Source organism: Marinobacter daqiaonensis, assembly GCF_900115285.1.
Taxonomy (GTDB): Bacteria; Pseudomonadota; Gammaproteobacteria; order Pseudomonadales; family Oleiphilaceae; genus Marinobacter; species Marinobacter daqiaonensis.
Genome location: NZ_FOYW01000001.1, coordinates 63,653 through 76,776 on the forward strand (window position 1 = coordinate 63,653; position 13,124 = coordinate 76,776).

The following is a 13,124-nucleotide window of genomic DNA, read 5'->3' on the forward strand; positions in this document are numbered from 1 at the left end:
GTTATGGATGAGATACCAGCTCTTTTACCCGTTCCGTCAGCATCTGGTTCACCGGTGCCTCCAGACCAAGCTCCCGGGCGCGACGAACCACGTAGCCATTAATATAGTCGATCTCGGTCGGGCGCCGGTTGAGGATGTCCCCCCGCATTGACGAGGTATTGCGGGCTGTTGCCCCGGCGACACGCTCAATCCGTTGTCGCAGCGTACTGGCTGAAGGGGCTGTCATTCCTTCGGCAGCCATCAGGGCCCTCAGCTCCAGGCAAAGGCCATCGATGTTCCGGGTGAACAGGGGCGCGTCGAGGATATCGCCATTGGGGCAGTCGAGAATGGCGGTGAAGGGATTGATGCCGGCGTTGATCACCAGCTTTTCCCAGAGTCGCTCGGAGATCTGTGCATCAGCACGAACGTCCAGACCCGTCAGGGTCAGCTCCCGGACCACGCGGTCGGTGCAGGGCACTGCAGCAGGTGTAAGAGGCCCAACCCAGGTATAACCGGTGGCGGCGTGGACGAGCTGTTCAGGCATGGGCCGATGGGCCGCCTCGGTCGTGCTGGCGGCGAGTATGGGTCGTTCAGGCCAGCGTCCGGCCACCCACTGCTGGCTGCCCATGCCGTTCTGGAACAGCACCACCGGACATTCGCCTGGCAGCCTGTCCATCACCGCGTCGAGCGCGTCCAGGGTATGACCGGCCTTGGTTGTGACCAGAAGGAGTCCGATCCGGTGCCGGCTTTCGTCCAGCCAGGAACGAGTGACCGGACGGGTGTCTCCGTCAACACTGGAAAATCGGTATTCCAGGGTTGGAGGTGTCGTCTTCCCGGGGCGACGAATAAAGCCGGTACGTTCCGGTGGCAGCAGGGCGCTCAGCAGCCGTCCCAGTGAACCCGCCCCGAGAATGGCAATGAAGCCATTGCCGGGGGCGAATTCACGGGACGAAGGTTGCAGGGCCAGGGACGCCATTACATGGCCTCAATCTCGGCCCGCTGTTCGCTCAGTCGTTTCTGGCTGCCCTGGGCGTCACGGAGTTTCTCCTGCTCCTTCTCCACCACCTCGGGGGGCGCTTTGGCGGTAAACTTCTCATTGCCCAGCTTGCCTTCCAGGCGACCGATTTCCTTCTGGAGGCGGTCCAGCTCCTTGTCGAGGCGCTTGAGTTCAGCCTCTTTGTCGATCAGGCCCGCCATCGGCACCAGAACTTCCATCTCGCCCACCAGCTGTGTGGCCGACATGGGCGCCCTGTCGCCTTCGAACCACTCCAGCTTTTCCAGCTTGGCGAGGGACATGAGGAACTGCCGGTAGTCCTCCATCCGGCGCGTGTCGTCGGCATCCGTGCCCCGGAGCAGTACCGGAATCTGTCTGGCCGGGGAAATGTTCATCTCGCCGCGAATGTTCCGCACAGCCTCGATCACACCTTTGAGCCACTCGATGTCCCGGGCCACGGCAGCGTCCTGCTTGCTGGTGTCCGGCTGCGGGAATGGCTGGAGCATGATGCTGTCGCCGGTCTTGCCCGCAAGAGGGGCGATGCGCTGCCAGATTTCCTCAGTGATAAAGGGCATCATGGGGTGGGCCAGACGCAACACCGCCTCCAGCACCCGCACCAGGGTACGCCGGGTGCCACGTTTGGCCTCGACGCTGGCGCCTTCGTCGCTCAGCACCGGCTTTGAAAGTTCCAGGTACCAGTCGCAGTATTCGTTCCAGATGAATTCGTAAAGCGCGTAGGCCGCCAGGTCAAAGCGATACTGGTCCAGGTGACGGATGACTTCCTCTTCGCAATGCTGCAGCTCGCCGATGATCCAGCGATCCGCCAGTGACAGGTTCACCGGCTCGTCGTTGACGCCGCAATCCTCGCCCTCAGTGTTCATCAGCACGTAACGGGCCGCGTTCCAGAGCTTGTTGCAGAAGTTGCGATAGCCTTCCAGGCGCTTCATGTCCCAGTTGATGTCCCGCCCGGTGGTGGCCATGGCAGCCAGGGTAAAGCGCAGGGCGTCGGTACCGTGGGCGGAGATGCCTTCAGGAAACTCCTTGCGGGTGCGCTTGGCGATCTTTTCCGCAAGCTTGGGCTGCATCAGGTTGCCGGTGCGTTTTTCCAGCAGATCGTCCAGGGAGATGCCGTCGATCATGTCCAGCGGGTCGATGACGTTGCCCTTGGACTTGGACATCTTGTCACCGTTCTCATCCCGGATCAGGCCGGTGACATACACCTTTTTGAAGGGAACCTGGGGAGTGCCGTCCTCGTTCTTCATGAAGTGCATGGTCATCATGATCATCCGGGCAACCCAGAAGAAGATGATGTCAAAGCCGGTCACCAGTACATCGGTGGGGTGGAAGGTTTTCAGGCGCTCGGTCGCTTCCGGCCAGCCCAGGGTGCCAAAGGTCCACAGGGCGGAGCTGAACCAGGTGTCCAGCACGTCTTCGTCCTGGCTCAGTTCGAGGTCCGCCGCCAGTCCATATTTCTGGCGCACGTCCGTCTCGTCGCGGCCTACGTAGATGTTGCCGCTGGCGTCATACCAGGCCGGAATGCGGTGGCCCCACCAGAGCTGGCGGGAAATGCACCATTCCTGGATGTCCCGCATCCAGGCGAAGTACATGTTCTCGTACTGCTTGGGAACAAACTGGATGCGACCGTCCTCCACCGCTTCAATAGCAGGCTTCGCCAGGGTCTTGGCGTCCACGAACCACTGGTCCGTCAGCATGGGCTCGATGATGAGCCCCGAGCGGTCGCCCCGGGGCACGCTCAGGACGTGATCCTCGATCCGCTCCACCAGTCCCTGATTTTCCATGTCGGCGACAATACCCTTTCGCGCTTCCTCCCGGGTCAGGCCGGCATAGGCCTCCGGCATGGTGCCGTCGACCCCGGCGTTTTCGCTGCCATCGGCGTTGTACACCTCGGCCACCGGGCGGATGTGGGCGTCCATGGTCATCACGTTGATCATGGGCAGGTTGTTGCGCTTGCCCACGGCATAGTCGTTGAAGTCGTGGGCGGGGGTGATCTTCACGCAGCCGGAGCCTTTTTCCGGGTCGGCATGGTGGTCGGCGACGATGGGAATCCGGCGATTAACCAGTGGCAGCATGACGTGCTTGCCAATCAGGTGCTGGTAGCGGTCATCGTCCGGGTGTACGGCCACCGCGGTGTCGCCCAGCATGGTCTCGGGGCGGGTGGTGGCGACAACCACGTAGTCCTTGCCGTCCAGGGTCTTTTCGTCATCGGCCAGGGGGTAGCGCAGATGCCAGAAGTAGCCCTTTTCTTCCTTGTTCTCCACCTCAAGGTCGGAAATGGCGGTGTGCAGCTTCGGATCCCAGTTCACCAGCCGTTTACCACGGTAGACAAGACCCTCATCAAACAGGCGGATAAAGACTTCCTGAACGGCCCGGTAGAAGCCATCATCCATGGTGAAACGTTCGTGGTCCCAGTCGACGGAATTGCCCAGGCGGCGCATCTGACGGGTGATGGTGCCACCGGAGTGCTCCTTCCACTCCCAGATGCGCCTGATGAAATCCTCCCGGCCCAGGTCGTGACGGGACTTGCCTTCTTCCGCGGCCAGTTTGCGCTCCACCACCATCTGGGTAGCGATGCCGGCGTGGTCGGTGCCCACCTGCCAGAGGGTATTATGGCCCTGCATGCGCTTGAAGCGTGTCAGGGTGTCCATGATGGTGTGCTGGAAGGCGTGGCCCATGTGGAGGCTGCCGGTAACGTTCGGCGGTGGAATCACCTGGCTGAAAGAGGGACCGGTACCGGACGGCCGGAAGTAACCTTTGTCTTCCCAGTTTTTGTACCACTGGCGCTCGATATTTTCTGGCTGATAGGTTTTTTCCATGGAGTTTCTGCTGGGACCGATGGGTTGAGTTCACGATTCACGAAAAAGGTAAGTCGCGATTATACATGGTCCTGTTTGCAGCGGCGAACCCGGTCTGTTGGCCGGAAAGCTGGTAAGGCGCCGGTTGGGGGTTGGCGCTGGCAGGCAGGATGCCGGTGCTCTGTTTCTGGAGAAGTGAGCCCCGGCGGACTCAGCGATTGGCCCGCTGATCGTGGACCCGGGGCTCCACGCCCAGTGCCCGAAGCTGCCTGAACTGGGAGCGGGCCACGTTCAGCGCGGCCTCGTCATTATGAGCCACCAGGGCCAGGCGCCTGAAGCGGTCGGCATCCGCCGGCAGTTTCTCCGACAGGATCACCACGGTGTCCCAGTCATCCGCCACCGGCTCGCACAGCAGGATGCCAACGGGATCCGTGCAGCGCGTGGTGGAATCGGGAACGATGCAATGGGGAATGAACGCGTCGGGACTGAAGTTCCACAGCAGCTCGTCCAGCTCCTCGGCGTGACTGTACTGATCACACAGGATGCAGACCCGGTCGCCCTGTTGCCAGGCCTTGTCCACCAGCCGGATCGCATGGAGGTTGCGATCAGCGGGCGAGGGGCCGGCGAGGATGTGGAACCAGTAGGCCTGGTTCCTGTCCCCGCTGGTGCCCGGATCGCCCACTTTACTTGCTGGCATGGGACATCAGGTAGTCGACCAGCAGAGGTACCGGTCGACCGGTGGAGCCCTTGGCCTTGCCGGAATTCCAGGCCGTGCCGGCGATATCAAGGTGGGCCCAGCGATACTCCCGGGCAAACCGTGACAGGAAGCAGGCCGCGGTGATGGTGCCGGCCGGACGGCCGCCGATGTTCTGCATATCGGCGAAATTACTGTCCAGCTGACCCTGGTACTCGTCCCACAGCGGCAGGCGCCAGGCCCGGTCACCGGTGCGTTCGCCCGCTGCCAGGAGCTCGCCTGCCAGCTCATCGTTGTTGGACAGCAGGCCCGTGGCGTGGTGGCCCAGGGCGATGATGCAGGCACCGGTGAGGGTCGCCATATCGATGACCGTCTCCGGATCGAATTTCTTTACATAGGTAAGGGCATCGCACAGAACCAGGCGACCTTCCGCATCGGTGTTGAGGATCTCAACGGTCTGGCCCGACAGGGTCTTGACGATGTCGCCGGGACGGGTGGCGTTGCCATCCGGCATGTTCTCGGCCGCTGCGATCACGGCGACCACGTTGATCTTGGGCTTGGTCTCGGCCAGCACCTTCATGGCACCGAAGACAGCGGCGGAACCGCCCATGTCATATTTCATCTCGTCCATGCCTTCGCCGGGCTTGAGGCTGATGCCGCCGGTATCGAAGGTGATGCCTTTGCCGACCAGCACGTAGGGCTTGTCCTTGGACTTGCCACCGCGGTATTCCATCACGATCAGGCGGGGAGGCTGGGCGCTACCCTTGCCGACCGCCAGAATGGTGTTCATGCCCAGCTTTTCCATCTGTTTTTCGTCAAGGACCTCCGTCTTGATGACGCTGTAGTCCTTCGCCATCTGCTTGGCCTGCTCGGCCAGCCAGACCGGATGGCAGATGTTGGGCGGCGTATTGCCCAGGTCGCGGGTGTAGTTCATGCCCTGGCCGGTGGCCAGGCCCAGCTCGAAAGCCTCCTTGAGCGCCTTGCCGGTTCCGGATGCCACCACGGTAACCTTAACCAGTTTTCGCTTGGCGGGCTTCTCGCTCTTGTATTCGGTGAAGGAGTAGAACTGTTCTTCCAGGGTGCGGCCGATCAGGTTCAGCTTGGTCGCTTCCGAGGTGACCGCTTCCTCACCGATAAGTAGCGTGTCCGTGAGCGCTATCACGGCATTTTTTGATGGGCCGTCCTTGAGCTGACCGGCGATGGCGGCCAGGGCCTTGCGGTAATCCGCCGGCTTGCGGTCCGCGTCGTTGCCGGTCCCCACCACCAGGACACGGGCCCAGGGCGCGTCACTGGCCGGCACCATCAGTGTGGAGGCGTTCTTGCCGGTAATGTCACCATTCTTCTGCAAAGCCTTGAGCCGGCCCCCCAGGATCTCGTCCGCCTGGATTGTGGACTCGGGCCACTCGCCGTTTTCCGGAATGGCCACAACCAGGCAATCGGTTCTGGAACTGGAAATCGCTTTGCTGCTGAGGGTGAAATTCATGGCAACTCCTGAAGATTTTCGATTGAGGTCCCGTCGGTTAATGAGGCACCCGGGGAAGGCCGGGTATCGGATATCGGTGCGACAGCCTCGGACCAGTGCCTATAGCATCGGGTTCCGGCTGGCATTTATCAAGCACCGGCTTCCATTTAGCCTGGGTTTACGCTGCCGGACGGCGAGGACATCACCCTGTCATTTGATGGCGAGGTTCCATAGAATAGCGGCCATATCCAGGACCTTCATCCAGCGCGTACCAGCCCCTGAGAGGCCGTTTCTTGAGTATCATCTTTCGCTACCTCACACGCCAGACCCTGGTCAGCATGATTGCCGTTTCCGGTGTTCTGCTGCTGGTGTTCATGAGTGGCCGGTTCATCAAATATCTCGCGGATGCGGCGGCGGGGGAACTGGCGGGTGATGTTCTGTTCGCCATTATGGCCTATCGCTTTCCGGGATTCCTCGAGCTGATACTCCCGCTCGGGTTCTTTATCGGCATACTGCTTGCCTACGGTCGGATGTACCTGGAGAGCGAGATGACGGTTCTGTTCGCCTGTGGCGTCAGTGACCGCCAGATTCTGGGCCAGACCCTGGTTGCCGGTTTCTTCGTGATGCTGGTAGTGGCGGTCATGAGTCTGTGGCTGTCGCCCTGGGGCATGAAACAGGTGGAGCGGATCTTCAACGAGCAGCGCCAGGCCACCGAGTTCGAAATGCTGGCGCCAGGGCGCTTTCAGAGCCTTTCCTCGGGAGAGAGGGTGACCTACACCCAGAGTCTCAGTGATGACAAGCGTGAACTCCGCGGCGTTTTCATGGCGGAATATTCCGAGGAGGAAGAGCGCCTGAGTCTGATCGTGGCGGACGTGGGCTCCCAGTTCGTGGATCCGGCCACCGGCAGTCGCTTCCTCGTCCTGGAGGACGGCGCCCGTTTCGAGGGTCTGCCCGGTGAGCTTGACTACTCGGTCACAGAGTTCGGGGCCTATGGTCTGAAAATCCGGGAAGTGGATGTTGGTGATAAAACCGAAGAGGAGGCCATGAGCACACTGGCCCTCTGGCGGTCCGACGACCCGGAGCTGCGGGCCCTGCTGCACTGGCGGGTATCGTTGCCGTTGATCGTGCCCATCGTAACCCTGCTGGCGGTGCGCCTGAGCCGGGTCAATCCCCGCCAGGGGCGCTTTTTCCACCTGTTACCCGCGATGCTGATCTATATCCTTTACCTGGGATTGTTGATCGTCGCCCGGGATGCCCTTGCCTCGGGCAGGGTCCCGGAATGGATCGGCATGGTCTGGGTGCACCTGTTGTTCCTCGGTCTGGGCCTGTGGTTGCAGTTCGGTCCCGACTGGCTGCGCCGGCGCCGACTGGAGCAGCAAGGAGGAAATCATGCGCCGGCTTGACCGCTATGTGATGGCCAACGTGGCCGCCGCCACCCTCCTGGTCCTTCTGGTGGTGTTGTCGCTGGACCTGGTGTTCGGCTTCATTGCCGAGCTGGACGACACCCGCAATGACTATCAGGCCCTCCAGGCTGTTCTGTACATGGCTCTCACACTGCCACGGCGCATCTATGACTACCTTCCCCTGGGGGCATTCATGGGTTGCCTGGTTGGCCTGGGTGCCATGGCCAGTTCATCGGAACTGACAGTGATCCGCGCCGCCGGCGTGTCCATCCGGCGCATCGTCTGGTCCGCCATGAAGCCGGCGCTCGTTATTGTGGTGGTTGGCCTGGTGATCGGGGAATACGTGGCGCCTCCGGCAGAGCGCCTGGCCCAGAGTCAGAAAGCGGTCGCCCGGGGAGGCGGTGAGAACATTGCCAGCGCCACGGGGGTCTGGCACCGCGAGGGTGATACTTTCATTCACATCAATGCAGTGCAGCCGGGTGGCTTGCTGCAAGGAGTCGCGCTTTTCCGGTTCGATCAGGAGCGTTGGCTGGCTTCCGCCACGTTCGCCGAGAGAGCGAGTTACCAGGGCGGATTCTGGCGCCTGGAGGATGTACGCCGTACGCGCCTGGAACGCGAAGGAACCACCCGGGAAATGGCTGGGCAGCAACGCTGGGACAGCGGCCTGACGCCGGATGTGCTCAGCGTGCTGGTGGTGAAGCCCGAGAATCTCGCCCTGTCCGGTCTTTATACCTATGCCACTTATCTGGACCAGCAGGGGCTGAGCTCGGCCCGCTACTGGCTCGCGTTCTGGAAAAAGGTGCTGATGCCGGTGGGCACTGCGGTCATGGTGATCGTCGCCATTTCGTTCATCTTCGGACCACTGAGGTCAGTCACCATGGGTTTCCGGGTATTTACCGGCCTGATCGTGGGGCTGCTCTTCAAATACGCGCAGGATCTTCTCGGACCAATGAGCCTGGTGTTCGGCTTCAACCCCGTGCTGGCGATCCTGATACCGATTCTGGTCAGCGGTGCCTTCGGGGCCTATCTGATGAGGCGCGCAGGCTGATGGTCAGGGGATTTTCGTCCCTGGCGGTACTCTGACCACCTGGGTTCCGGAGGCCTTGTCAGGCCAGGTCTCGCTGGTGTCGTCCCAGAGCATCCAGAAATAACCCAGGCCCAGAAGCAGCCAGCTGGCGATACCGGTCAGGAAGCGGATCAATGCCTGGGTCCAGCTGATGGAGCGGCCGTAGTGGGTTTCCACGCGGATTCGCCAGACCTGCATGCCCAGGGTCTGACCGGTGCGGGTCCAGAAATAGGCGAAAAAAAGGTAAAGAACCAGCACCAGGGAGAAGGTCAGGCCGGGACCCGAATCCATTTCCCCCGCTTCCGCCAGTTCGATGTATTGGTCAAAACCGATGATCCAGGCATGGGCCATGGTGAACGCCCAGCTGACAACCATGACCACGGCAATGCAGATCAGTCCGTCATAAAGCATCGCCAGCAGACGCCTCAGCAGCGGGGCGGGTTCAAACAGTTCTTCCGGGCTGTGAAACTGGCGGGGCATGTCATCTCTCGATTCAGTGGGTGGGCCATCGGCTCGCGAGTATAACCCGAAAGGTATTCTGCCGCCGAATTCGCTTCCGCATGGTGCGGGCACCACGGGGCCCGGGGGCAAAACCGTTTTTCCGTTATTCGCCGTGTGCTAGAGTAGCGCCTTTGCAACGGGACACTACCCACCGCAGATCTCCGCAACCGTATGACCGATAAACCAGGGCAGTGATATGAAGACCGCAGAATTGCGACAGGCGTTTCTGGACTATTTCAAGCAGCAGGGCCACACCATTGTACCCAGCAGTTCGCTGGTTCCGGCGGATGACCCGACGCTGTTGTTCACCAATGCGGGGATGAACCAGTTCAAGGATGTGTTCCTTGGCCGTGAACAACGGGATTACGTTCGTGCCACAAGCGCCCAGAAATGCGTCCGCGCCGGGGGCAAGCACAACGACCTCGAGAACGTCGGCTATACCGCCCGTCATCACACCTTCTTCGAAATGCTGGGTAATTTCAGCTTCGGTGATTACTTCAAGAGGGAGGCGATCAACTTTGCCTGGACCTTCCTCACCGGTGAGCAATGGCTGAAGCTGCCACAAGAGAAGCTGTGGATCACCGTCTACGCCGATGATGACGAAGCCTTCGATATATGGAATAAAGAGGTTGGCGTTCCTGCGGACCGCATTGTCCGTATTGGTGATAACAAAGGTGCCCGCTACGCGTCCGACAATTTCTGGCAGATGGGCGACACCGGCCCGTGCGGTCCCTGCACCGAGATATTCTATGACCACGGCCCCGACGTAGCGGGAGGACCTCCCGGCAGCCCGGAGGAGGACGGCGACCGTTACATCGAAATCTGGAACGTGGTTTTCATGCAGTACAACCGCCAGGCCAATGGCGACATGCTGCCGCTGCCCAAACCGTCCGTGGACACCGGAATGGGCCTTGAGCGCATCACTGCCGTGCTACAGGGCGTGCACAGCAATTACGAGATCGATCTGTTCCAGGACCTGCTCAAGGCCGCATCAGACATGCTGGGCGGAGTGAACAGCACAGAGGCTTCCCTGCGGGTGGTGGCTGACCATATACGTTCCTGCGCCTTCCTGATTGCCGATGGCGTCATGCCCTCCAACGAGGGGCGTGGCTTCGTGCTCCGCCGGATCATTCGTCGCGCTGCCCGACACGGCAACAAGCTGGGTGCCAGCGGTGCTTTCTTCCACAAGCTGGTGGGGCCTCTGGCGGAGCTGATGGGCGATGCCTATCCGGAACTGGTCAACAGCCGTGTCCAGATCGAGAAGGTGTTGCTTCAGGAGGAAGAGCAGTTTGCCAAGACCCTGGACAAGGGTCTGCGCCTGCTTGAACAGGACATTGCCGAGCTTGAGGGTACCGAGATTCCGGGCGAGACCATCTTCACCCTGTATGACACCTACGGTTTCCCGGTGGACCTCACTAACGACATTGCCCGTGAGCGTGGCCTGACCCTGGACTACGAAGGGTACGAGAAAGCCATGGAGCAGCAGCGGCAGCGGGCCCGGGCTGCGAGCAAGTTCGGCATGGACTACAACGCAGCCGGTCTGACCATTGAGGGCAAGACCGAGTTTACCGGCTACGAGCATATCGACGGTCACGAAACCATCCGTACCGTGCTGGTGAATGGTGAGGAAAGGACGGCCGAAGCCGGTGACGAGGCCGTCATCGTGCTGGAGCGTACCCCCTTCTACGCCGAGTCTGGCGGGCAGGTGGGGGATACCGGCCTGCTGACCTGGAGCGGCGGCCGTTTCCAGGTGAACGATACCCGCAAGGAAGGCGACAACCACCTCCATATCGGAACGGTTGTGGAAGGGGAGTTCTTTTCCGGTCTTGAGGTGGACGCCCGTATCGATCACCAGCGTCGCGAGGACACCAAGAAAAATCACTCTGCCACCCATCTGATGCATGCCGCCCTGCGCAATGTGCTCGGTGACCATGTCAGCCAGAAGGGTTCCCTGGTGGATCCGGACAAGCTGCGGTTCGACTTTTCCCATTTTGAGCCGGTTTCCGCGGAGCAGCTTGCGGAGATCGAGCGCCAGGTGAATGAACAGATTCTGGCCAATACACCGGTCCAGACCGATCTCATGGATATGGAAGGGGCCAGGGAAAAGGGCGCCATTGCCCTGTTCGGAGAAAAATACGGGGACTCCGTGCGGGTGCTCAGTATGGGGTCTGATCATTATTCAGTGGAGTTGTGCGGTGGAACCCATGTTGCTCGCACCGGCGATATCGGCCTGTTCCGTATTACCTCCGAGAGTGGCATTTCCGCCGGCGTCCGGCGAATTGAGGCGGTAACCGGCTTCGGCGCCCTGCGCTGGGTCAGCGAGACCGAAAATACCCTGGACCAGGTTGCGGGACTGGTCCGCGGCAGCCGTGACACAGTAGTGGAAAAGGTACAGGCGGTGATTGACCGCAACCGTCTTCTGGAAAAGGAAGTGGACCAGTTGAAAGGCCGACTGGCCAGTTCTGCCGGCGCCGACCTGGCGGGCTCGGCAGTTGAGGTCAGGGGTCTGAAGGTGGTGGCCGCTCAGCTGGAAGGTGCTGACCGGAAGGCACTCATGGAAACCGCAGACCAGCTCAAGAACAAGCTGGGCGAAGGGGTTGTGGTTCTTGCTACCGTGGAGGATGGCAAGGTGACCCTGGTGGCCGGCGTAACCAAGTCCGCGACTGGCCGCGTGAAAGCCGGTGACCTGATGAAGCACCTGGCAAGCCAGGTGGACGGCAAGGGCGGTGGTCGACCCGATATGGCCCAGGGGGGCGGCAACAACCCGGAAGCTTTGCCGGCGGCACTGGAAGGTGTGGCCTCCTGGGTGGAAGACAACGCAGGCTGATCGCGATACGGAATCCCGATTGCCAACACTGTTATTTGGCAATGATCTGGGGTTATAATTCCGCGATTTTTTTAGGGGCGGCCCGATATTTCATCGGGCCGCTTTGTATCCCTGACCGGATAGTTAGGAACATCATGGCGCTGCTGGTTCAGAAATTTGGTGGTACATCCGTCGGTTCGACCGGTCGGATCGAGGCCGTTGCGGAAAAAGTGTCAAAATTCCGCGGGGAAGGGCATGACGTGGTGGTTGTCGTCTCCGCAATGAGTGGAGAGACCAACCGGCTGATTGGCCTGGCCAGGGAGATCATGGAAGAGCCTGCGCCGAGAGAGATGGACGTGCTCGTCTCCACCGGCGAGCAGGTGACCATTGCGCTGCTCTCCATGGCCCTGCAGAAGCGGGGCTGCGATGCCCGGTCCTACACCGGCTCCCAGGTACGAATCCTGACGGACAGTGCCCATACCAAGGCGCGCATCCGTGAGATCGATGAGCAGAATATGCGTGGCGACCTTGAGAAGGGTCGGGTTGTGGTGGTCGCGGGCTTCCAGGGCGTGGATGACAACGGCAATATCACCACCCTCGGCCGGGGCGGTTCGGATACCACGGCCGTTGCCCTGGCGGCAGCACTGAAGGCCGACGAATGCCAGATCTACACCGATGTGGACGGGGTCTACACGACCGACCCGCGGGTGGTGGACTCCGCCCGTCGTCTGGACCGCATCACATTTGAAGAAATGCTGGAAATGGCGAGCCTCGGGTCCAAGGTCCTCCAGATCCGCGCCGTCGAATTTGCCGGCAAGTACAATGTGCCCTTACGGGTGCTATCCTCCTTTGAGGAGGGCGAGGGCACCCTGATTACCTTTGAGGATGAAAGCGCCATGGAACAACCGGTCGTTTCCGGAATTGCATTCAATCGAGATGAAGCCAAACTGACCATTGCAGGGGTCCCTGATACACCCGGCATTGCGCTTCGTATTCTCAAGCCGGTAAGCGATGCAAACATTGAAGTGGACATGATCGTCCAGAACGTGGGAGCCGACAACCACACGGATTTCACCTTCACGGTACATCGCAACGACTTCAGGCGGACCCACGAAATTCTTGAGCGGTTGGCGGACGAGCTGGGTGCGAGGGAGGTCAGCGGCGATTCGAAGATCGCGAAGGTCAGCATCGTCGGGGTTGGCATGCGTTCCCATGCCGGTGTGGCCACCCGCATGTTTGAAGCGCTGTCCAATGAAGGCATCAATATTCGGATGATCTCCACCTCGGAAATCAAGATTTCGGTGGTGATCGACGAGAAGTATCTCGAGCTGGCAGTCAGGGCGCTTCACAGCGCCTTCGAGCTGGATAAAGCCGAGCCAGAGACCCGATAGCGGCGGATAAACAGG

Annotated in this window: 9 protein-coding genes; 4 read left to right on the forward strand and 5 right to left on the reverse strand. The window is 60.8% G+C overall.

What is annotated here, in order from left to right; all coding sequences use genetic code 11:
• Position 1: 1 nt before the first annotated feature.
• From BM346_RS00305 to BM346_RS00320, 4 genes are all read right to left on the reverse strand, one after another.
• Positions 2 to 955 carry a ketopantoate reductase family protein gene (locus BM346_RS00305; protein WP_092008335.1) on the reverse strand — a complete coding sequence of 318 codons (954 nt, stop codon included), beginning with the start codon at positions 953 to 955 and terminating at the stop codon, positions 2 to 4.
• Complete coding sequence (locus tag BM346_RS00310) at positions 955 to 3,807, reverse strand: valine--tRNA ligase (protein WP_092008336.1); 2,853 nt, start codon at positions 3,805 to 3,807, stop codon at positions 955 to 957. Before BM346_RS00310 ends, BM346_RS00305 begins: the two co-directional genes overlap by 1 nt.
• Before the next feature lie 190 nt (positions 3,808 to 3,997).
• Positions 3,998 to 4,483, reverse strand: a complete 486-nt coding sequence (locus tag BM346_RS00315; protein ID WP_092008337.1) for a DNA polymerase III subunit chi — start codon at positions 4,481 to 4,483, stop codon at positions 3,998 to 4,000.
• Complete coding sequence (locus BM346_RS00320; RefSeq protein WP_092008338.1) at positions 4,470 to 5,963, reverse strand: leucyl aminopeptidase; 1,494 nt, start codon at positions 5,961 to 5,963, stop codon at positions 4,470 to 4,472. Before BM346_RS00320 ends, BM346_RS00315 begins: the two co-directional genes overlap by 14 nt.
• 272 nt (positions 5,964 to 6,235) lie before the next feature.
• Between BM346_RS00320 and lptF the strand changes: the two genes are divergently transcribed.
• Together lptF and lptG are read left to right on the forward strand one after the other, a co-directional pair.
• Entirely contained in the window at positions 6,236 to 7,345 is a 1,110-nt protein-coding gene (gene lptF / locus BM346_RS00325; RefSeq protein ID WP_092008339.1) for an LPS export ABC transporter permease LptF, read from the forward strand.
• Positions 7,332 to 8,393 (forward strand): LPS export ABC transporter permease LptG, encoded by a 1,062-nt coding sequence (lptG, locus tag BM346_RS00330; RefSeq protein ID WP_092008340.1) that lies wholly within the window; start codon positions 7,332 to 7,334, stop codon positions 8,391 to 8,393. Before lptF ends, lptG begins: the two co-directional genes overlap by 14 nt.
• A 3-nt stretch (positions 8,394 to 8,396) precedes the next feature.
• On the opposite strand, the gene BM346_RS00335 is transcribed toward lptG, so the two are convergent.
• Positions 8,397 to 8,891 (reverse strand): RDD family protein, encoded by a 495-nt coding sequence (locus BM346_RS00335; protein ID WP_092008341.1) that lies wholly within the window; start codon positions 8,889 to 8,891, stop codon positions 8,397 to 8,399.
• 217 nt (positions 8,892 to 9,108) lie between these two features.
• On the opposite strand from BM346_RS00335, the gene alaS reads away from it, so the two are divergent.
• Both alaS and BM346_RS00345 read left to right on the forward strand, forming a co-directional pair.
• Positions 9,109 to 11,739, forward strand: a complete 2,631-nt coding sequence (gene alaS / locus BM346_RS00340) for an alanine--tRNA ligase (protein WP_092008342.1) — start codon at positions 9,109 to 9,111, stop codon at positions 11,737 to 11,739.
• 134 nt (positions 11,740 to 11,873) lie between these two features.
• Complete coding sequence (locus BM346_RS00345; protein WP_092008343.1) at positions 11,874 to 13,109, forward strand: aspartate kinase; 1,236 nt, start codon at positions 11,874 to 11,876, stop codon at positions 13,107 to 13,109.
• Positions 13,110 to 13,124 lie beyond the last annotated feature (15 nt).

What these genes read in the sequence shown, in the direction of transcription:
- BM346_RS00305 (WP_092008335.1), bottom strand. Translation starts at nt 955, where the DNA reads ATGGCGTCCCTGGCCCTGCAACCTTCGTCCCGTGAATTCGCCCCCGGC.
- BM346_RS00310 (WP_092008336.1), bottom strand. Translation starts at nt 3,807, where the DNA reads ATGGAAAAAACCTATCAGCCAGAAAATATCGAGCGCCAGTGGTACAAA.
- BM346_RS00315 (WP_092008337.1), bottom strand. Translation starts at nt 4,483, where the DNA reads ATGCCAGCAAGTAAAGTGGGCGATCCGGGCACCAGCGGGGACAGGAAC.
- BM346_RS00320 (WP_092008338.1), bottom strand. Translation starts at nt 5,963, where the DNA reads ATGAATTTCACCCTCAGCAGCAAAGCGATTTCCAGTTCCAGAACCGAT.
- lptG (WP_092008340.1), top strand. Translation starts at nt 7,332, where the DNA reads ATGCGCCGGCTTGACCGCTATGTGATGGCCAACGTGGCCGCCGCCACC.
- BM346_RS00335 (WP_092008341.1), bottom strand. Translation starts at nt 8,891, where the DNA reads ATGCCCCGCCAGTTTCACAGCCCGGAAGAACTGTTTGAACCCGCCCCG.
- alaS (WP_092008342.1), top strand. Translation starts at nt 9,109, where the DNA reads ATGAAGACCGCAGAATTGCGACAGGCGTTTCTGGACTATTTCAAGCAG.
- BM346_RS00345 (WP_092008343.1), top strand. Translation starts at nt 11,874, where the DNA reads ATGGCGCTGCTGGTTCAGAAATTTGGTGGTACATCCGTCGGTTCGACC.